Below are 18,199 nucleotides of genomic sequence, written 5' to 3'. Positions count from 1 at the left end.
GCGCTGCAATGAAAACGGCAAAGACGGGTGTTAAGGCACATCGCAGCTGCGAAACGCGGGCTGCCCAAAGATGCCGGGCAAATCGCCCTAGCGCATGTCTGCCAGTTCAACGGCTGCCGGCAGCGGCGCCTGGACATTGATCGTCGTCATCAGCAGCGCGAAAACCGCGAGCTTGGCGGCAATGACGGTGATGACGACCGGACGCAGCTGACGCGCGGCCGAATACGGCTCCTCGGAAATGTTCGGCTGCATGTTCATACCCTCTCCTGTTGGCGTCTAAACACCGGAATTCCCCAAAAGTTCCGGTAAAGCGGAACGAATTCAGTATTTTACAATCTGGGGATATTCGCAGTTCCCATGGGAACAGCAGAATGGGCAAAGACGCGAACAAAAGAGCCCGTCTGCATTTCACTGGGAAGTGATTGCGCGGGAGATCGGCTATGGGAAAATTCTGTCGTCGATGGCAGGGCGAAACACGCGTCATCCTTCGCTATCGCGCGCTCATGACACAGTCATGAACATGGCGGCTTTCCTCTCCACCTGAAGGCGATTTTCAGCAAAAATCTCATTTCGCAGCTGCGAAATTGACTCGTGCGGATTTTCGCCTCAACCTGCACATGCCGGATCGACGGCGTGCCAGGTGAGTCCGGGGGGCCGGACGCCAATGGCTGAAACGGGAGCAGCGAACAATGGAAGCATTATTGCCTATCATTACGCAGTTGATTGCCGGTGCTGCGGGTGGAAACGCGGCGGGCGCGGTTCTCAAGCAACAGGCGCTCAGCGTCGTCGTACGCACGATTGTCGGCGCGATCGGCGGCCTTGGCGGCGGTTTTCTCGTTCAGATGCTGGGTGGCGAAGCCGCAGCCGCCGGGCTGATCACGCAAGCCATCGGTGGACTTGTCGGCGGTGGCGTCCTGACCGGGCTTGCTGGCTTGGTCATGGGCAAAAGCCGAGCCTGAAACGCGGATCGCGATCCGTACCCGGTCGCGTCAACGAACCAAATCTCAACGAAAAAAGGCGGCTCATCTGCCGCCTTTTCTTAATGCGTATCGAAGACGCGAATTATTCCGCAGCGGCAGCGACCGGATAAACTTCCTTCATGTAGTCGTTCATCAACGTCTCGGAAATCGTCGCCGGCTTGAACGCATAGGGGCCGATCTCGGAGACCGGCGTGACCTCGGCTGCGGAACCGGTGAGGAAGCATTCCGAGAAATCTGCAAGCTCTTCCGGCATGATCACCCGTTCAACAACCTGATAGCCCCGGCGCTTGGCAAGCTCGATGACCGTCTGGCGGGTAATCCCGTTGAGGAAGCAGTCCGGCACCGGCGTATGGATGACGCCATCCTTGACGAAGAAGATGTTGGCGCCGGTCGCTTCAGCCACCTGGCCGCGATAATCCAGCATCATCGCATCGGCATAGCCCTTGGCTTCTGCCGCATGCTTGGAAATCGTGCAGATCATGTAGAGACCGGCGGCCTTGGAGGCGCAAGGCGCCGTCTTCGGATCCGGCCGGCGGTACTCGGCAATGTCGAGGCGGATGCCCTTCAACTTTTCGGCCGGATTGAAATAGCTGCCCCACTGCCAGATGGCGATGGCGACATTGATGCGGTTGCTCTGGGCCGAAACGCCCATCATTTCCGATCCTCGCCACGCGATCGGGCGGGCATAGGCTTCGGAGAATCCCTGACGCTTCAAAAGTTCAACCGTTGCCGCATCCAGCTCTTCAACCGAATAAGGGATCGTGAAACCGAGAATTTCGGCCGACTTGTGCAGACGCTTGTTGTGTTCGGTGAGCTTGAAGATGCGGCCACCATAGGCGCGCTCGCCTTCGAAGACTGCGCTGGCATAGTGGAGCCCGTGGGTCAGCACATGGATCTTGGCGTCTTTCCAATCGACGAATTCGCCATTGAACCAGATCTGCCCGTCCAACTGATCAAAAGGAACTGTTGCCATCGTCTCATCCCTCGGCGTCCACGCGCCATTCTTTGTGTTGATTGTCTTCCCTGATTCAATTTATCGGCAAACGCGAGCCAGGGAAATCCATTATGATGAATTTGGATTGGCGATCGGCGCGGCGCGGCCTATCTTCAGAGATAGAGCAAGCGCCGGAAGTTCGCCCTTCTGCGGTCAAAGGCTTACCAATGACGAAAAAATATGTCAATATGACTGACATATTTTTTCAAATGTTTCGTAGAATGCACTGTAATTGAAAGGAAACGACTGCGTGGCAGGACAGCCGAACCAGAAAGCCGAAAATGACATGCCATCGGCTGGGGCAGACAACACGGACGCGGTTGATTTTGAAATCATCGAGCTGTTCTTCTTTGCCTATCGGGATTTCACCTCCGATCCCGATGTGATTCTCGAAAAGCGCGGTTTCGGGCGCGCGCACCACCGTGTCCTGCACTTCGTTGATCGCGAACCCGGAATGACCGTCGCCGATCTGCTTGAGACGCTGCGGATCACCAAGCAGAGCCTGGCGCGTGTTTTGAAACAACTCATTGATTCAGGGTATATTCATCAAGTTGCCGGACCGGAGGATCGCAGGCAACGCAAGCTCTATACAACGAAGGAAGGCAAGACGTTCGCAAGAGCCTTGGCCGAGCCACAATCACGGCGCATCGCCGAGGCCATGGAAAAAACCGGTCCCGGCGCACGCGAACTGGTCAAACGCTTCCTGGCCGGCATGAAAAATGCCGACGACAAATGACACCCGGCAGACACAGCCGGCCTATGCGAGATGACAGGGCTCAAGACAAATGACAAAGACGATCAGGATCGACGACGATGCCGCCCATCTGCTGGTCGTGGATGACGACCGCCGGATTCGCGATCTTCTCAACCGCTACCTGATGGAAAAAGGATTTCGCGTCACCACGGCTGCGGATGCCGACCAGGCGCGCCGCAAGCTCGAAGGCATCGACTACGACCTGTTGATCGTCGATGTGATGATGCCCGGCGAGACTGGCATTTCGCTGACCCAGAGCCTGCGCAAGATCAAGACCGTGCCGGTGATCATGCTGACGGCACTTGCCGAATCCAATGCCCGCATCGAGGGCCTTGAGGCAGGCGCCGACGACTACCTGCCAAAACCGTTCGACCCGCGCGAACTGGTGCTGCGCATCAACAATATCCTGCGGCGCAACGCCCCCGCAAAAGCCCCCAAGGTCGAACAGGTCATCTTCGGCCCGTTCACCTTCTCGGTGGTGCGCAAGGAGTTGCGGCGCGGCGCCGACCATATTCGGCTGACCGACCGCGAGCAGGAGATCATGATGCTGTTTTCGCAGCGCGCCGGCGAGACCATTCCGCGCCATGAACTGGTCAGCGACGAGGCGGAGGTCGGCGAACGGACAATCGACGTGCAGATCAACCGCCTGCGCCGGAAGATCGAAGACGATCCGTCCAATCCCGTCTGGCTGCAGACGGTACGCGGCATTGGCTACCGGCTAAGCGTGGACTAGGCGAATGAACCGGTTAGGCTTCCATGGCAAGCTTTGACATCCTGCGGCGTCCCCGCACGCAAACCGGCGAAACACCCTTGAAGCGCAGCACCCGCTGGCTGCGGCGACGGCTGCCGATGGGGCTCTATGCCCGTTCGCTGCTGATCGTCATCATCCCGATGGTGCTGCTGCAGTCGGTGGTTGCCTTTGTCTTTATGGAACGGCACTGGCAACTGGTCACCCAACGGCTGTCGGCAGCCGTCACCGGCGATATCGCCGCCGTCATCGACCTGATCGAAGCGATGCCCGCCAGCGATTATGCCGATATCATCCAGATCGCCCGGGACCGGCTCAACCTGCGTATCTCAATCGAGCCGGATGGCGAATTGCCGGCGCCGCGTCCAAAACCATTTTTCGAAATCCTTGACCAGATCCTCAGCGAGGAGATTTCCGACCAGATCCGCAAGCCGTTCTGGATCGATACGGTCGGCAATTCCGATCTCGTCGAAGTGCGCATCAAGCTCGACGACAAGCGTATCCTGCGGGTCTACGCACGCCGCAGCCAGGCCTATGCCTCCAACACCCATATCTTCATCGTCTGGATGGTCGGCGCCTCGCTGGTGCTCCTGACCATCGCCATCCTGTTCCTGCGCGGACAGATCCGGCCGATCCTGGCGCTCGCCAATGCGGCCGAGAGCTTTGGCAAGGGGCAGAAGATCGACGATTTCTCCCCGCGAGGCGCCGAGGAAGTCCGCCGGGCAGGCCTTGCCTTCATCCAGATGCGCGAGCGCATCGAGCGCCAGATGGAACAGCGCACGGCGATGCTGACCGGCGTCAGTCACGACCTCAGAACCATCCTCACCCGCTTCAAGCTGCAACTGGCGCTGGCCGGCGACAGCGCCGATCTCGACAACCTCAACCAGGATGTCGAGGACATGCAGAGCATGCTGGAAGGATACCTCGCCTTCGCGCGCGGTGAGGCGGAGGAAGATGTCGGGCAGCTGAAACTCAGCGACTTGATGAACCGGCTGACGCTCGAGGGTGAACTGCACGACAAGACGGTCACGACCTCGGTGGAAGGCGACGACAATATCCGTGTGCGGCCGAATGCCTTTACCCGGCTGGTCGCCAATCTGGCATCCAACGCCTACCGCTACGCCAACACCGTCCATATCGATGCCAAGCACAGCAGCAAATGGCTGACGATCACCGTCGACGATGACGGTCCCGGCATTCCTGAGCGCTCGCGCGAAGACGTCTTCAAGCCATTCTTCCGGCTCGACGAGGCCCGCAATCTCGACAGTTCAGGAACTGGCCTCGGCCTCGCCATTGCGCTGGACATCGCCAGAAGCCATGGCGGCAATGTCACGCTGTCAGATAGTCCGATGGGTGGATTGAGAGCTGTGGTTCGGGTTCCGGTATGATCACCGCGAATATGTGCCGATCAGATCAGCTCGAAACGTATTTATGAATTATAGAGTTAATCAGGGTTTGGTACGGAATACCTTCCTGCAGCGCGCGAGACTTCAACTGGGCAAGATCAGCCTTGGAGACCCGCAGGGAAATCTTCTCCCGATCCTCGCTGAATGTTATCCGCGCGGTTGCTTCCAATTCAGCGCGGCGAGCAGGCGTCAGCCCGCTCTTGAGAGGCAAACTGCTATTTTCAAGTGCCTCGATCAGCGACGCTTCTTCTTCGTCGAGATAACCGCCGATTTCAGGCTTCTTGGACATCATCTTCTCCCGGCAAATAACCCTGTCTAAGCCGTCGGCTTGGAAACGCGGTCTTCAGGAACAGGTTACCATCCGCATCCTGCACATAGGGAACCGCATACACATACCCCGAGAACAACACGCCGAGCATCCGTTGCTTCGGATACTTTTCGGCATTCGGATGCTCTATGTCATCCAACAAACCACCGGCATCGATCGCGGCAACAATATCTTCAAAACAGACATGCCGATCCGAATGCTCCTTTAGGGCTCGGTTTTTATCGATGCTCCAAAGAAATCTCGCCATAGTACTATTGCATGGACAGAGTATGGCTTGTCAAATCCGTCGTAGATGAAGTTGCGGCGGGCAGATTCTCACCGCGAATAGGTGCCGATCATCCCGCGCCGTTCATTGAACCGGTGCCAAGCGTCGATACGTTTTGGGTGCTTTGCCCGCATCACGTCGAGCGGGGCGAGAAGCCGCCCTTGCCTTTGCCAGTGCGCGTCGAAAATCTCGATGATGCGGCGGTTCGGCCAGGGTTTGTTGACGATCGACAGGAGAGCTGCAAAAGCCTCCTCCTCGCGGCCAGCGCCAAAGCGGTGGGCGAGGATGCCGTAGGCGAAAGCGGTGGAGCGGCTGACGCCCGCGTGGCAGTGGACGAGAATGCGGCTGCCCTGCTGTTCGATCGCCGGAAGGACGACATCGAAGAACGCCGTGACCGCATCCGGAAAATGACCGGTTGCCAGCGCGTTTTCCTGGTCACGCAACCGCACGACATGGTGCTTTGCATTGGAGATGCGCGGAACGTGCTCTTCAGCCAGTTCCGGATCGAGCAGCGAAACGACATGCGAGGCCGACCAGTCTCCAGCGACCATGGCCGCATCGCGCAGGCAGGTGACACGGACGAAGTCTCGAACGGCACTGAGGTCCATCAGCAATATCCTTAGAAGAAATTCCTTACAGCAGCCGTTTGCCGTTCGGCACCGGCTTGTCGGTGGCGGCAAGCACGATCGCGCCGGCCTCGTCTTCGAAGCCCAATGTCAGGACTTCAGAGCGAAACGGGCCGATCTGGCGCGGCGGGAAATTGACAACGCCGAGCACCTGGCGGCCGATCAGGCTTTCCGGCGTGTAGTGCGTGGTAATCTGCGCCGACGATTTCTTGAGGCCGATCTCCGGACCGAAATCGATGACGATCTTGATCGCCGGCTTGCGTGCTTCGGGAAAGGGCGACGCCTCGATGATCGTGCCGGTACGAATATCGACGCGCTCGAAATCGGCGTAGGTGATGGTGTCGGTCATGGAAAACGTCCCGAATTACCCGGCCAGTTCTTCCGCCCGCTTGCGGGCTGCGGCAATCGCTCTGTCGAACAGAGGCTGCATGCCGTCATCGGCCATGAGAATGTTGAGTGCCGCCGCCGTGGTGCCGCCGGGAGACGTCACGTTCTGGCGAAGTTTTGAGGCGTCATCGGGGGACTGGTGCAAAAGCTCACCAGCCCCCGCGACGGTTTCCCGTGCGAGCCGCATGGCAAGGTCCGCCTGAAGACCGGCCTTGCGGCCAGCCTCCGCCATGCACTCGACGAGATAAAAGACATAGGCCGGGCCGCTGCCGGACACGGCGGTAACCGCATCGATATCGGCTTCGGTTTCGACCCATTCGACCGGGCCGGACACTTTGAGAAGATTATGGACGAGATCGCGCTGCGCGCTCGATACCGCGCCATTGGCAAAGGCGCCGGTGACGCCACGGCCGATCATTGCCGGTGTGTTCGGCATGGCCCGCACCATGGCTGCATCGCCGAGATGCGATTGCATGAAGGATAGCGTCGTACCGGCAGCGACCGACACGACCACCGTTTCAGGGCCGACAAGCCCCTTCAATGGCGGCAGCACCGTGCCCATCATCTGCGGCTTGACTGCGAGGAAGAGAACGCCAGCCTTGAGCTCCGCAGGTGCCGTTGTCACATGACGCGCGCCGTTGTCGGCGATCAGCTTGGCCATGGCAGGCGGCGGACCGGGATCGATAACCAGCAGATCGGCACCGGAGATGCCACTTTTCAGCCAGCCGGCGAGCATTGCGCCGCCCATATTGCCTGCACCGATCAGAACGATCGGACCCGACGTATGCACAGTCATCGTCACGCCTCTCCGACGGTTTCGAACATCACGGCCTCGACGGCACTCTGTGCATCGACACCTGACCAAACCACAAACTGGAAGGCCTGGAAATAGGATTCGCAAGCTTCAAGCGCGCTGGACAGCAGCACCTCGACCTGCTGGTTGGTCGGCTCGGCACCGCCGGCAAGCAGCAGCGACTGGCGGAAGATCACCACGTCTTCCTGACGCCAGAGATCGAAGTGACCCATCAGTACCTGGCCGTTGATATGGGAGAGCAGCCGGATCACTTCGTTGACGCGGCTTTCGGGAACCTTGATGTCGAAGGCGCAGGCGAGATGCAGCGCCTCGAATTCTTCCATCCAGGAGAAGGAGACGTGGTAATCGGTCCACTTCCCTTCCACAGTCATGGCGATTTCGTCCTCACCAGAGCGCTCGAAGGACCAATCATTATTGGCAGCGACGAACTCGATCATATCGACCGGGTTCGATTGGCGCTCAAATTCCAGTTCCATCAGGCTCATACATCACCCCAAAAGTCCTGATGCAGACATGCGACATCGTGTTCACACACGATGACTGCAAACTCAAACACCAGAAACAAACATTTATGATTACCGGAAACACGACCATCCTGGCTGACATACCCTGCCTGGAGCTTGCGTGATCCGTTTCGAATCATCATTTAAAATCAGTGTATAATGCCGGAGTCCGCATGAAAGCCCCCCGGGTGAAAAATAGCGCCGGTGGTTGTGGATAGGCTCTCTTAAATTGATTCAGCACCCGTTCTTAAACGACTCTGCCATAAGCGTTTTTCGGCAGTGTCCACAGGGTGAAAGATTTATGAAAAATGCCGTGCGGGCGGCCCTGAAAACGAGCGCCCCTGTACCGTCCCGGGACACCTGCCCCAGAAATCGATCAGACGCGATGGCGCAGCGAGCGCCACCGCGTTGATTCTCCTTATTTGCCAGCGTCTGAAAGGCGCGCTTCGAGTGCTGCGATGCGGGCGAGAAGCGCGTCGTTTTCGTCACGTGCCTTCAGCGCCATTTCCCGCACGGCTTCGAACTCCTCACGCTTGACAATATCCATGGAATTGAGGAGCCGTTCGCCCTGGGCGCGAAAAACCGTTTCCATCTCCTTGCGTACGCCCTGGGCTGCACCCGCCGCGTCCGTCATCAACTTGGCAAAATCATCCAGAATGCGGTTTGCACCTGTGCTCATTGTCTCGGTCTCCGGTCTCTAGCGTCCATTGCCCGCATGGCGGGCTTGAAGAGGAGGTAGGAGCACATGGGGGCCGATGCAAGGAAAAATACCGGTGATGTCAGCCTTTCGTGAACGCGGCTTGCCTTGACCCTGCCTTGCCGCAGGGCCATGTTCCGGCAAAACAACCGGCGGAAATGAAGCAAGACCTTGGAAACAATAGCGACACTCTTCTCGATCATGCCCTTTCCGGAAATCGATCCGGTACTCATTTCCATTGGCCCGCTGCAGATCCATTGGTACGGCCTCGCTTACGTCGCAGGCATCCTGATCGGCTGGCAATATGCCCGCAGGCTGGCGCGCAACACAGCACTTTGGCGTAACGGCGCCCCCGCCGTCACTGAAACGCAGCTCGATGATTTCCTGCTCTGGGTTGCGGCGGGCATCGTCGGCGGCGGACGCATTGGCTATATCCTGTTCTACGATCTGCAAAGCGTGCTTGCCAACCCGCTCCGGGCACTGGAAATCTGGAATGGCGGCATGTCCTTCCATGGCGGCCTGATCGGCACGATGATCGCCATGATCCTGTTTGCCAAGCGCAATAGGATTGCCGTCTGGAGCCTGTTCGATATCGTCGCCGCCGTTGTGCCGATCGGGCTTTTCTTCGGCCGCATCGCCAATTTCATCAATGCCGAACTGTGGGGCCGGTTATCGTCCGCCCCTTGGGCCGTCGTCTTTCCGACAGGTGGCCCTTTCGCCCGCCACCCGAGCCAGCTTTATGAGGCAGCGCTCGAAGGCCTCGTGCTGCTGACCGTCCTTGCCGTGATGATCTACTACCGCCACGCGCTGAAAACCCCTGGCCTCGTCTGCGGCGTGTTCGTCACCGGCTATGGTCTGGCACGCATCTTCGTGGAATTCTTCCGCGAGCCGGACGCGCAACTCGGCTATCTGCTCGGCGGCTGGCTGACCATGGGCATGCTGCTGTCGGTGCCGATGGTGCTGATCGGTCTCTGGGCCATCCTGCGGGCCTGCCGCGCCACTGTCGCGACCGCGTGAAGGGGCCGACATGACCACCCCGCTTGCGGAAAAGATCAAGGCCATCATCCTTACCAACGGCCCGATCAGCGTCACCGACTATTTTTCGCTTTGCCTGGCCGATCCGGAACATGGCTACTACAGGACGCGCGAACCCTTCGGCCAATCCGGCGATTTCATCACGGCGCCGGAGATCAGCCAGCTGTTCGGCGAGATGATCGGCATCTTCCTCGTCCAGGCCTGGCAGCGGCACGGTGAACCCGTACCGGTCAATCTTGTCGAGATCGGTCCTGGCCGTGGCACGATGATGGCCGACATCCTGCGGGTTATCCGCAAACTCTCCCCGGCCCTCTACGAGGCAGCCGACGTGCATCTCGTCGAAACCAGCGAGCGCTTGCAGAAGGTTCAGCAACAGACGCTGGTCGCCCACAAATTCAAGGTGGCGTGGCATGACGGTTTCGACACCGTGCCGGCCGGCTTCCTGCTTTTGGCGGCCAACGAACTGTTCGACGCCATCCCCATCCGCCAGTTCGTCAAGACAGCGCAAGGATTCAAAGAGCGGCTTGTCGGTCTTGATGCCGCCGGAGAGCTGGCGTTTGCGGCCGGCGTGGCCAGCATCGATCCCGATCTATTGCCGCCTGCCGCCCAGACAGCACCGTTGGGAACCGCCTTCGAGACCGCCCCTGCCCGCGACGCGGTGATGGCGGCACTCAGCGAGCGCATCCGCACCAGTGGCGGAACAGCGGTGATCATCGATTACGGCCACATGGCAACGGGCCTCGGCGACACGCTGCAGGCGGTGCACGACCACCAGTTCGACCCGCCGCTCGCGCATCCAGGCCAAGCCGACATTACCAGCCATGTCGATTTCGAACAGCTTGCCCGCAGGGCGGTGACCGAGGGCTTGCAGATCAACGGACTGACCTATCAGGGCGATTTTCTGATTGCGCTTGGCCTTGCCGAACGCGCCGCAGCCCTTGGCCGTGACAAGAGTGTCGAAACCCAGGAAAACATCCGTGCCGACGCCGAACGGCTGGCCGGTGGCGGCGAAGGGAAAATGGGCGAATTGTTCAAAGTTCTGGTGGTCAGTAGCCCGAATGTGGCGCTTGTTCCCTTCCAGAAATAGCGGCTGCCAAGACGCCGCGGCGACGCCCGCTGTCGTTTCGGTGGATTGACAGAGACCGCCCCTTAAGGCCAACATCCGGCCAAATCACTCAGGGCTGACACAGCCGCCATGCCCGGAAAACCCACCGCATTGCAGCATATCGAAAAGGCAAAACAACCGATGAAGGATGATGCCTTGCTCTCCCCTGTGCAAAGCCCGCTTATCGCCTCAAGAGCGGGAAGCGCCATCAGACATGGCTATTTCACCCGCGAAGGCGGCGTTTCGGATGGCATCTATCGCGGCCTCAATGTCGGGCTCGGTTCACGAGACGAGCGCAATCGTGTCGAGGAAAACCGTGCCCGGGTCAGCGCCTGGTTCGGTGCTGAGCCGCAGAAACTGGCGACGGTGCACCAGGTCCATTCGCCCGACGCCGTGATCGTCGATGCCAGCTATGACGGCACCCGCACTGAGGCCGACGCGCTGGTCACCGCGACGCCGGGGCTTGTGATCGGCGTACTTTCGGCCGATTGCGGCCCCGTCCTGTTTGCCGATGCTGAGGCCGGCGTGATCGGTGCTGCGCATGCCGGCTGGAAAGGCGCGCTGACTGGTGTGCTCGAAAGCACGATCGCGGCAATGATCTCGCTCGGCGCCCGCCGCGAGCATATCGCCGCAAGCCTCGGTCCTTCGATCAGCCGCCGGAACTACGAAGTCGGCACCGAATTCGTCGAGCGATTTCTGGAGAAGGACCCCGGCTACGCGGCCTTCTTCACGCCCTCGCCGCGCGAGGGCCACGCCATGTTCGACCTGCCGGGGCTGACCATCAAGCGGCTGACGGACGCCGGCGTCACGGCCGAAAATCTCGACCTTTGCACCTATGCGGACGAGGAGCGTTTCTTCTCCTACCGCCGGACGACCCATCGCAGCGAGCCGGATTATGGCCGGCAGATTTCTGCAATATCCTTACGGGAGGCATGACATGGCACTGCATTTTACGCAGGACGAATTTTCGGCGCGGCTGGAACGGCTGACGGCCAAGATGAAGGAAGAAAAGCTCGCCGCCATGCTGCTGTTTGCACAGGAAAGCATGTACTGGCTGACCGGCTACGACACGTTCGGCTACTGTTTCTTCCAGACGCTGGTGGTCAAGGCCGATGGTTCGATGGTGCTTTTGACCCGCTCAGCCGATCTGCGCCAGGCCAAGCACACGTCGAATATCGAGCGCGTCGAGGTCTGGGTCGACCGGGTCAACGCCGATCCGACAATGGACCTGAAGAACCTCTTGAGCGATCTCGACCTGCTCGGCACCCGCATCGGCATCGAGTATGACACGCATGGCATGACCGGCCGCATTGCCCGGCTGCTGGATCAGCAGCTGACGAGTTTCGGCGAGCTGGTCGATGCATCGCTGCTGGTCAGCCGCCTGCGCCTAGTCAAGAGTGCTGCGGAGATCGTCTATGTCGAAAAGGCAGCAAGCCTTGCCGACGACGCACTGGACGCCGCCATTCCGCTCATTCATGCCGGCGGCAGCGAAGCCGCCATCCTGGCGGCCATGCAGGGCGCCGTCTTTTCCGGCGGCGGCGACTATCCGGCCAACGAGTTCATCATTGGCTCCGGTGCCGATGCCTTGCTCTGCCGTTACAAGGCCGGCCGCCGGACGCTGGATGTGCAGGACCAGCTGACACTGGAATGGGCCGGTGTCAGCGCGCATTATCACGCCGCCATGATGCGTACCGTCGTTATCGGCGAGCCGACCAACCGCCACCGTGAACTGTACAGCGCCTGCCGCGACACCATCCAGGCGATCGAAATGGTCCTTCGCCCCGGTAACACGTTCGGCACGGTCTTCGACGTTCACTCCAAGATCATGGACGAGCGCGGCCTGACCCGGCACCGTCTGAACGCCTGCGGCTATTCGCTCGGCGCCCGCTTCTCGCCGTCTTGGATGGAGCACCAGATGTTCCATATGGGCAATCCGCAGGAGATCACGGCCGACATGTCTCTTTTCGTCCATATGATCATCATGGACAGTGACAGCGGTACGGCAATGACGCTGGGTCAGACCTATCTGACCACGGACGGCGCGCCGAAGGCATTGTCGCGCTATGGGTTAGACTTCATCTCTGCTTAGGAAAATTGATCTATCGTCCTCATGAACGGCGGAAGAAGGTGGGGGCCTTCGCGCATTCCGTCACCGAAGAACCGGACGGTAGGACGATGCACAAGCTGATCATGCTTTTTGCGAGCCTTGGAATGGTTGCAGCTCTGACGGGCTGCAACAGTATGGACGACCTGACCCCGCAGGTCGATGTCGGCGCCGGCACTTTCCGCTCGCCGCCGGTCAATCAATCCGATCTCGACTCCATGCAGACCGTTGACGTCGCGCCGCAGGCGTCGGCGCCCGTGCAAAGCACGCAGCTTGCCTCGCCGGAACAGGAGGGTTTTTCGGAAGGCCCAAGCGGTACGGTGATGGCGCAGGGAGATTCCGACTATACTGATCCGGCCGGATCACTGGATGCGCAGGCCAATCGCTTGCAGCAAGGCCAGATCCCAACACAGGAGCAGAAGGTCTCGCGCAGACCCGTCGCTGCCGAACCGGTGGACACAGCATCGGACAACGACACCGCTCGGAACGAGCAATCCCCTGAGCCTGAACTGCAGCTGGCCGAGCAGGAACCGCAAACCCAGCCGCCGCAGAAGGCTGCGGCCATCGCCCCTGCGGCGGCGGCAGGTACGATCCGCTTCCTGCCGATCATCGGTGCGCCGGTGGAGGTCGTGACACCGCTCTCCAAACAGCTCGGCGCCGAGGCCCGTTCGCACGGCCTGACGATCAAGGCCGCATCCGACACCAGCAGCCAACACATCCTCAAGGGCTATTTCTCGGCGCTGAACGACGGCGGCAAGACGACGGTGGTCTATGTCTGGGACGTGCTTGACGGCACCGGCAACCGGCTGCACCGCATCCAAGGGCAGGACACGGTCAACGCCACCGCCGCCAATCTCTGGTCCGTCGTTCCCGCACAGACGATGCAGGCGATCGCCACGAAGACCATCAACGAGTATCTGAGCTGGCGTGCCGGCAACGCCGGCTAAACGCCGGGCAGGGTCGAAAATTCAACGCTGTGAGGCGAAATGTCGTTACTTCGCCACGTTTGAGCAAATCTTTTTAGGATAAACTACGCTGCAACGCGGCAATCCTCTTGCATTCAAAGTCAAGGGCGTTATGAAGCGCGCATAAGCTTGGGACGATCGAGACCCCGGCTGGCTTACGGAATTTGCGCGGACGACAAACCCGCGCCAGCACAGGCGGACCATCGATGAAGGTTTTCGCAGGCAACTCGAACCGGCTCCTGGCCGAAGCGATCTGCAATTATCTCAACCTGCCCCTGGGCAAAGCAACCGTCAGACGGTTTGCCGACCAGGAAATTTTCGTGGAAATACAGGAAAACGTGCGCGGCGAGGATGTCTTTGTCGTCCAGTCGACCTCGTTTCCGACCAATGACCACCTGATGGAACTGCTGATCATGATCGACGCCATGCGCCGCTCATCAGCCCGCCGCATCACTGCCGTCATTCCCTATTTCGGCTATGCCCGCCAGGACCGCAAACCCGGTCCGCGCACGCCGATCTCGGCCAAGCTGGTCGCCAACCTGATCACCGAAGCCGGTGCCGACCGCGTTCTGACACTCGACCTGCATGCCGGCCAGATCCAGGGCTTCTTCGACATTCCGACGGACAACCTCTACGCCGTGCCGATCCTGTCTCGCGATGTGAAGGAACACTACAATCTCGAAAACGTCATGGTCGTCTCGCCTGACGTCGGCGGCGTGGTGCGCGCCCGTGCGCTGGCCAAGCGCCTCGATTGCCAGCTGGCGATCGTCGACAAGCGCCGCGAACGTGCCGGCGAATCCGAGGTCATGAACGTCATCGGTGATGTCACCGGCAAGGACTGTCTGCTGATCGACGATATCGTTGATTCCGGCGGCACGCTCTGCAACGCTGCCGAGGCTCTGCTGAAGAATGGCGCCACCAGCGTCACGGCCTATATCACCCACGGCGTTCTGTCCGGCGGTGCTGTCGCCCGCGTCACCTCGTCGAAGCTGAAGGAACTGGTGATCACCGATACGATCCAGCCGACCACCGCGGTTCAGTCGGCCCATAATATCCGCGTTATCTCGACGTCCAGCCTGATCGGCGAGGCAATCAACCGCACCAGCCAGGAAGAATCGGTTTCCAGCCTGTTCGATTGATCCGCTCAATCGGCGGAATTGCCCACCTCAAGCTCTTTTAACAATCGGAATAGCGCAGGCCTCGCCGCCTGCAAACAATCGCGACCGCGTGAGAAACCGCCGTTCACGGCCATTGTCGAGCGAGAACATGCCGCCCCTGCCCGGCACGACGTCGATGATCAGTTGCGTATGCTTCCAGACCTCGAACTGGCTGGCGCTGATATAGACGGGCACACCACCAATCTCGCCAAGTTTCACGTCGTTGTCGCCGACGATATAATCGTCGGCCGGATAACACATCGGCGACGAACCATCACAACAGCCGCCGGACTGATGAAACAACACATCGGGATGATCCTGCTGAATCTCCTTGATGAACGCCAGCGCTGCGTCGGTGGCGAGCACGCGTGGTTCGCCGTTGAGTGTGTCGGTCATGAGAAGCATCCTTGAAGACTAGTGGTAGAACGGCGTTTACCCTCCCCTTGAGGGGGAGGGTCGGCACGCAGTGCCGGGGTGGGGTGACCTTTGGAGGTCTGCGGCGATCACCCCTACCCGCAGCTACGCTGCGACCTCCCCCCTCAAGGGGGAGGTAAAGCCAGATCAAAAGAAACCCAGTGCCTTGGGGCTGTAGCTCACCAGCATGTTCTTGGTCTGCTGATAATGATCGAGCATCATCTTGTGGGTTTCGCGGCCGATGCCGGACTGCTTGTAGCCGCCAAAGGCAGCACCAGCCGGATAGGCGTGGTAGCAATTGGTCCAGACGCGGCCGGCCTGGATATTGCGGCCGAAATTGTAGCAGCGATTGGCATCGCGGCTCCAGACGCCGGAACCTAGGCCGTAAAGCGTGTCGTTGGCGATTTCGAGTGCCTCTTCATCGGTCTTGAAGGTGGTCACGGACACGACCGGCCCGAAGATTTCCTCCTGGAAGACGCGCATCTTGTTGTGGCCCTTGAACACCGTCGGCTTGACGTAGAAGCCACCCGAAAGCTCGCCTTCCAGATTGTTGCGCTCGCCGCCGATCAACACCTCGGCGCCTTCCTGTTTGCCGATGTCCATGTAGGACATGATCTTTTCCAGCTGTTCGCTGGAAGCCTGGGCGCCGATCATCGTCGACATGTCGAGCGGGTTGCCCTGCTTGATAGCCGCGACACGCTTGATCGCCTTTTCCATGAATCGGTCGTAAATCTTTTCATGGATCAGCGCACGGCTCGGGCATGTGCAGACCTCGCCCTGGTTGAGCGCGAACATCGCAAAGCCTTCCAGCGCCTTGTCGAGATAGTCGTCGTCCTCGCGCATGACGTCTTCGAAGAAGATGTTCGGCGACTTGCCGCCCAGTTCCAGCGTCACCGGAATGAGGTTCTGGCTGGCATATTGCATGATCAGACGGCCAGTTGAGGTTTCCCCCGTGAAGGCCACTTTGTTGATGCGCGGGTTGGTGGCCAGCGGCTTGCCGGCCTCAAGGCCGAAACCGTTGACGATGTTGAGAACGCCGGGTGGCAGCAGGTCGCCGACGAGCTCGATCCAGACGAGGATCGAGGCCGGTGTCTGTTCGGCTGGCTTCAGGATAACGCAATTGCCGGCGGCGAGCGCCGGTGCAAGCTTCCAGGCGGCCATCAGGATCGGAAAATTCCACGGGATGATCTGGGCGACGACGCCGAGAGGCTCATGGAAGTGATAGGCGACCGTATCGTGGTCGATCTCGCCGATCGAGCCTTCCTGGGCACGGACGCAAGAAGCGAAATAGCGGAAATGGTCGATGGCGAGCGGCATGTCGGCGGCCATGGTTTCACGCAGCGGCTTGCCATTGTCCCAGGTCTCGGCCTTGGCCAGAAGCTCGATATTGTCTTCCATCCGCTGGGCAATCTTCATCAGGATGTTGGCACGCTCCGTCGAGGACGTGCGGCCCCATTTTTCCTTGGCCGCATGGGCGGCATCCAGGGCCAGCTCGACATCGGCAGCCTCGGAACGGGCAATCTGGCACAGCACGCCGCCGGTCACCGGTGTCGTGTTGTCGAAATAACGGCCGCTGACCGGCTCGCGCCAATCACCACCAATATAGTTTCCGTACTTCTGCTTGAACGGATTTTCGACGATCTTTTGATGCAACATGTGATTTCTCCTCCTGAACAGACTCCAACATCTGCTGGGAGGAAAGGTGCGCCCGAACGTTCAGAACGCGTAGGGGCAGCCTGCTTGCGCGGGACGCCAAGTGTTTCAGATGTGCGACAGGTGAATTGCAGCAAACATGCTGCAGCGCGGCAGACGGCGCCGCGCCGAGGCCTGCCGCATCAATTGACCGAGAGTTTCTTCATCTTCCGGTAGAGCGTCGCCCGGCTGATCCCCAGCGTATCGGCGGCCAGCGACACATTGCCGTGCGCTCGCGACAGGACGCGACGAAGAGCGGCGCGCTCCGCATCGAGAAGATCCTCGCCCTGCCCTACCGCTGTCTCGTTCAACAGATCGGCGGCAGGAATGCCATTGGCAATGCGCCGGTCGTCCAGATTAAGCTTGAGTCGGGCGGCGCGGGTTGCGCCGAGCACGAGATCGTCGCGGTCGATGGCAATCAGCGCCGGGCTGCTCTTGCCGTCGGCTGGCACCAACAGGATGCGCGCGCCGTTGAAGGCGCGGTGGAACAGATTGGCCTCGATGCGGGCGGCCGCATCGCGAACCGCCTGCGACAACAGCAGCATGGCCATTTCGCCGGCATCGTCGCGGCAGGTGGAGATATCGATCGCTGCGGCAACCCGTCCGAGATGATCGCGGATAGGCGCAGTGACGCAGGAAAGCCCCGTGTTGCAGCTGAGGAAATGCTGGTCACGCTGGATGACGACGGCGCGCTCGTCGGCGATTGCCGTACCGATGCCGTTGGTGCCGACGCTTGCCTCGCTCCACACCGTTCCGGACCAGAGGCCCAGCCCGCGAAAATCGTGGTCGTCGCCAGGCGCGCCGCGGCGCTCGAGCGCAATTCCGTTCTCATCGGTCAACAGCAGGCAGCACCCTGCCTTGCCGACCGTCGAAAACAGCCGGTCCAACTCGCCCTGCGCTTCCTCGATCAGATGCCCGGATTTTTCCCGCGCCGCCCGGAACTCCTGTTCCGACAGCCTGAGTGGTGAGCGGGCATCCTCCGGAGAAAGTCCATGCACGGTCAGGCAGCGGCGCCAGGAGGCCGCGACGGGCGAACTGGCTGCGGCCGACACGTGATGTGCAACGGCTTGAACGTGATCCGAATGTTTCATCGGCTCTCCTCCCTGAGGGCTGACGCGAACCTCATCATACAGGCAAGGGCAGTAAAACGTCCAGTTGAGCAAAGGTCAAAGACAAAACTGCAGTCGCACCATTTAATGGCCGCGCGAAGCACATGGTATTGCAC

Annotated in this window: 22 protein-coding genes; 10 read left to right on the top strand and 12 right to left on the bottom strand. The window is 60.0% G+C overall.

What is annotated here, in order from left to right:
* Window positions 1–87: 87 nt before the first annotated feature.
* Entirely contained in the window at window positions 88–258 is a 171-nt protein-coding gene (locus tag ACP7E0_RS01000; RefSeq protein ID WP_426122377.1) for a hypothetical protein, read from the bottom strand.
* A 431-nt stretch (window positions 259–689) separates the two neighbouring features.
* Here ACP7E0_RS01000 and ACP7E0_RS00995 point away from each other — a divergent pair, with 431 nt between their 5' ends.
* Complete coding sequence (locus tag ACP7E0_RS00995; RefSeq protein ID WP_426122376.1) at window positions 690–959, top strand: hypothetical protein; 270 nt, start codon at window positions 690–692, stop codon at window positions 957–959.
* 103 nt (window positions 960–1,062) lie between these two features.
* On the opposite strand, the gene ACP7E0_RS00990 is transcribed toward ACP7E0_RS00995, so the two are convergent.
* The gene (locus tag ACP7E0_RS00990) at window positions 1,063–1,953 is read right to left on the bottom strand and encodes a branched-chain amino acid aminotransferase (RefSeq protein ID WP_426122375.1); all 891 of its coding nucleotides are present in this window, start codon (window positions 1,951–1,953) and stop codon (window positions 1,063–1,065) included.
* Between the two features lie 307 nt (window positions 1,954–2,260).
* Here ACP7E0_RS00990 and ACP7E0_RS00985 point away from each other — a divergent pair, with 307 nt between their 5' ends.
* From ACP7E0_RS00985 to ACP7E0_RS00975, 3 genes are read left to right on the top strand one after another with little or no spacing between them, the layout of a single operon-like run.
* Window positions 2,261–2,710 carry a MarR family transcriptional regulator gene (locus ACP7E0_RS00985; RefSeq protein WP_113317021.1) on the top strand — a complete coding sequence of 150 codons (450 nt, stop codon included), beginning with the start codon at window positions 2,261–2,263 and terminating at the stop codon, window positions 2,708–2,710.
* Between the two features lie 49 nt (window positions 2,711–2,759).
* Complete coding sequence (locus ACP7E0_RS00980) at window positions 2,760–3,461, top strand: response regulator transcription factor (protein ID WP_113245688.1); 702 nt, start codon at window positions 2,760–2,762, stop codon at window positions 3,459–3,461.
* Window positions 3,462–3,484: 23 nt separating this feature from the next.
* Entirely contained in the window at window positions 3,485–4,864 is a 1,380-nt protein-coding gene (locus ACP7E0_RS00975; RefSeq protein ID WP_426122374.1) for an ATP-binding protein, read from the top strand.
* Window positions 4,865–4,889: 25 nt separating this feature from the next.
* Here the strand turns inward: ACP7E0_RS00975 and ACP7E0_RS00970 are convergent, their stop codons facing one another.
* The 7 genes from ACP7E0_RS00970 to ACP7E0_RS00940 all read right to left on the bottom strand — a co-directional run bounded on the left by ACP7E0_RS00970 (window position 4,890) and on the right by ACP7E0_RS00940 (window position 8,484).
* Complete coding sequence (locus ACP7E0_RS00970) at window positions 4,890–5,174, bottom strand: DNA-binding protein (protein ID WP_426122373.1); 285 nt, start codon at window positions 5,172–5,174, stop codon at window positions 4,890–4,892.
* Window positions 5,155–5,457: a toxin gene (locus ACP7E0_RS00965; protein WP_426122371.1), complete on the bottom strand. Its 303-nt coding sequence runs from the start codon at window positions 5,455–5,457 to the stop codon at window positions 5,155–5,157. Before ACP7E0_RS00965 ends, ACP7E0_RS00970 begins: the two co-directional genes overlap by 20 nt.
* A gap of 68 nt (window positions 5,458–5,525) precedes the next feature.
* Window positions 5,526–6,083: a protein tyrosine phosphatase gene (locus ACP7E0_RS00960; protein ID WP_426122370.1), complete on the bottom strand. Its 558-nt coding sequence runs from the start codon at window positions 6,081–6,083 to the stop codon at window positions 5,526–5,528.
* A 25-nt stretch (window positions 6,084–6,108) separates the two neighbouring features.
* A complete protein-coding gene (locus ACP7E0_RS00955) occupies window positions 6,109–6,450 on the bottom strand; it encodes a tRNA-binding protein (RefSeq protein WP_426122369.1) in 342 nt (113 codons plus the stop codon).
* A gap of 15 nt (window positions 6,451–6,465) precedes the next feature.
* Window positions 6,466–7,284, bottom strand: a complete 819-nt coding sequence (proC, locus tag ACP7E0_RS00950; protein WP_426122367.1) for a pyrroline-5-carboxylate reductase — start codon at window positions 7,282–7,284, stop codon at window positions 6,466–6,468.
* A gap of 2 nt (window positions 7,285–7,286) precedes the next feature.
* Window positions 7,287–7,787, bottom strand: a complete 501-nt coding sequence (locus ACP7E0_RS00945) for a YbjN domain-containing protein (RefSeq protein ID WP_426122366.1) — start codon at window positions 7,785–7,787, stop codon at window positions 7,287–7,289.
* Window positions 7,788–8,223: 436 nt separating this feature from the next.
* The gene (locus ACP7E0_RS00940) at window positions 8,224–8,484 is read right to left on the bottom strand and encodes an accessory factor UbiK family protein (RefSeq protein ID WP_113317013.1); all 261 of its coding nucleotides are present in this window, start codon (window positions 8,482–8,484) and stop codon (window positions 8,224–8,226) included.
* 189 nt (window positions 8,485–8,673) lie between these two features.
* Here ACP7E0_RS00940 and lgt point away from each other — a divergent pair, with 189 nt between their 5' ends.
* The 6 genes from lgt to ACP7E0_RS00910 all read left to right on the top strand — a co-directional run bounded on the left by lgt (window position 8,674) and on the right by ACP7E0_RS00910 (window position 14,850).
* On the top strand, window positions 8,674–9,519 hold the full coding sequence (gene lgt / locus ACP7E0_RS00935; RefSeq protein ID WP_426122365.1) for a prolipoprotein diacylglyceryl transferase: 846 nt from the start codon (window positions 8,674–8,676) through the stop codon (window positions 9,517–9,519).
* 10 nt (window positions 9,520–9,529) lie between these two features.
* Window positions 9,530–10,624, top strand: a complete 1,095-nt coding sequence (locus tag ACP7E0_RS00930) for a class I SAM-dependent methyltransferase (RefSeq protein ID WP_426122364.1) — start codon at window positions 9,530–9,532, stop codon at window positions 10,622–10,624.
* 159 nt (window positions 10,625–10,783) lie between these two features.
* A complete protein-coding gene (pgeF, locus tag ACP7E0_RS00925; protein ID WP_426123007.1) occupies window positions 10,784–11,578 on the top strand; it encodes a peptidoglycan editing factor PgeF in 795 nt (264 codons plus the stop codon).
* A gap of 1 nt (window position 11,579) precedes the next feature.
* Window positions 11,580–12,731, top strand: coding sequence for a M24 family metallopeptidase (locus ACP7E0_RS00920; protein WP_426122363.1), 1,152 nt, complete (start codon window positions 11,580–11,582; stop codon window positions 12,729–12,731).
* 86 nt (window positions 12,732–12,817) lie between these two features.
* Window positions 12,818–13,693, top strand: a complete 876-nt coding sequence (locus tag ACP7E0_RS00915; RefSeq protein WP_426123006.1) for a hypothetical protein — start codon at window positions 12,818–12,820, stop codon at window positions 13,691–13,693.
* A 224-nt stretch (window positions 13,694–13,917) separates the two neighbouring features.
* Entirely contained in the window at window positions 13,918–14,850 is a 933-nt protein-coding gene (locus ACP7E0_RS00910) for a ribose-phosphate pyrophosphokinase (RefSeq protein WP_060505735.1), read from the top strand.
* A gap of 27 nt (window positions 14,851–14,877) precedes the next feature.
* Here ACP7E0_RS00910 and ACP7E0_RS00905 read toward each other — a convergent pair whose 3' ends face one another.
* The 3 genes from ACP7E0_RS00905 to ACP7E0_RS00895 all read right to left on the bottom strand — a co-directional run bounded on the left by ACP7E0_RS00905 (window position 14,878) and on the right by ACP7E0_RS00895 (window position 18,065).
* Window positions 14,878–15,264, bottom strand: coding sequence for a DUF779 domain-containing protein (locus ACP7E0_RS00905; protein WP_426122362.1), 387 nt, complete (start codon window positions 15,262–15,264; stop codon window positions 14,878–14,880).
* 165 nt (window positions 15,265–15,429) lie between these two features.
* Entirely contained in the window at window positions 15,430–16,938 is a 1,509-nt protein-coding gene (gene adh / locus ACP7E0_RS00900; RefSeq protein WP_426122361.1) for an aldehyde dehydrogenase, read from the bottom strand.
* A gap of 179 nt (window positions 16,939–17,117) precedes the next feature.
* Window positions 17,118–18,065 carry a sigma-54-dependent Fis family transcriptional regulator gene (locus ACP7E0_RS00895; RefSeq protein WP_113318512.1) on the bottom strand — a complete coding sequence of 316 codons (948 nt, stop codon included), beginning with the start codon at window positions 18,063–18,065 and terminating at the stop codon, window positions 17,118–17,120.
* Window positions 18,066–18,199: the final 134 nt, after the last annotated feature.

Origin of the sequence: Pararhizobium sp. PWRC1-1 (genome assembly GCF_049897905.1) — a bacterium.
Lineage (GTDB): Bacteria > Pseudomonadota > Alphaproteobacteria > Rhizobiales > Rhizobiaceae > Pararhizobium.
This window is presented reverse-complemented; position numbering and strand designations above follow the sequence as displayed.

Coding starts and splice junctions, on each gene's coding strand:
- ACP7E0_RS01000 (WP_426122377.1), bottom strand. CDS start 258: ATGAACATGCAGCCGAACATTTCCGAGGAGCCGTATTCGGCCGCGCGT.
- ACP7E0_RS00995 (WP_426122376.1), top strand. CDS start 690: ATGGAAGCATTATTGCCTATCATTACGCAGTTGATTGCCGGTGCTGCG.
- ACP7E0_RS00990 (WP_426122375.1), bottom strand. CDS start 1,953: ATGGCAACAGTTCCTTTTGATCAGTTGGACGGGCAGATCTGGTTCAAT.
- ACP7E0_RS00985 (WP_113317021.1), top strand. CDS start 2,261: ATGCCATCGGCTGGGGCAGACAACACGGACGCGGTTGATTTTGAAATC.
- ACP7E0_RS00980 (WP_113245688.1), top strand. CDS start 2,760: ATGACAAAGACGATCAGGATCGACGACGATGCCGCCCATCTGCTGGTC.
- ACP7E0_RS00975 (WP_426122374.1), top strand. CDS start 3,485: ATGGCAAGCTTTGACATCCTGCGGCGTCCCCGCACGCAAACCGGCGAA.
- ACP7E0_RS00970 (WP_426122373.1), bottom strand. CDS start 5,174: ATGATGTCCAAGAAGCCTGAAATCGGCGGTTATCTCGACGAAGAAGAA.
- ACP7E0_RS00965 (WP_426122371.1), bottom strand. CDS start 5,457: ATGGCGAGATTTCTTTGGAGCATCGATAAAAACCGAGCCCTAAAGGAG.
- ACP7E0_RS00960 (WP_426122370.1), bottom strand. CDS start 6,083: ATGGACCTCAGTGCCGTTCGAGACTTCGTCCGTGTCACCTGCCTGCGC.
- ACP7E0_RS00955 (WP_426122369.1), bottom strand. CDS start 6,450: ATGACCGACACCATCACCTACGCCGATTTCGAGCGCGTCGATATTCGT.
- proC (WP_426122367.1), bottom strand. CDS start 7,284: ATGACTGTGCATACGTCGGGTCCGATCGTTCTGATCGGTGCAGGCAAT.
- ACP7E0_RS00945 (WP_426122366.1), bottom strand. CDS start 7,787: ATGAGCCTGATGGAACTGGAATTTGAGCGCCAATCGAACCCGGTCGAT.
- ACP7E0_RS00940 (WP_113317013.1), bottom strand. CDS start 8,484: ATGAGCACAGGTGCAAACCGCATTCTGGATGATTTTGCCAAGTTGATG.
- ACP7E0_RS00930 (WP_426122364.1), top strand. CDS start 9,530: ATGACCACCCCGCTTGCGGAAAAGATCAAGGCCATCATCCTTACCAAC.
- pgeF (WP_426123007.1), top strand. CDS start 10,784: ATGAAGGATGATGCCTTGCTCTCCCCTGTGCAAAGCCCGCTTATCGCC.
- ACP7E0_RS00920 (WP_426122363.1), top strand. CDS start 11,580: ATGGCACTGCATTTTACGCAGGACGAATTTTCGGCGCGGCTGGAACGG.
- ACP7E0_RS00915 (WP_426123006.1), top strand. CDS start 12,818: ATGCACAAGCTGATCATGCTTTTTGCGAGCCTTGGAATGGTTGCAGCT.
- ACP7E0_RS00910 (WP_060505735.1), top strand. CDS start 13,918: ATGAAGGTTTTCGCAGGCAACTCGAACCGGCTCCTGGCCGAAGCGATC.
- ACP7E0_RS00905 (WP_426122362.1), bottom strand. CDS start 15,264: ATGACCGACACACTCAACGGCGAACCACGCGTGCTCGCCACCGACGCA.
- adh (WP_426122361.1), bottom strand. CDS start 16,938: ATGTTGCATCAAAAGATCGTCGAAAATCCGTTCAAGCAGAAGTACGGA.
- ACP7E0_RS00895 (WP_113318512.1), bottom strand. CDS start 18,065: ATGAAACATTCGGATCACGTTCAAGCCGTTGCACATCACGTGTCGGCC.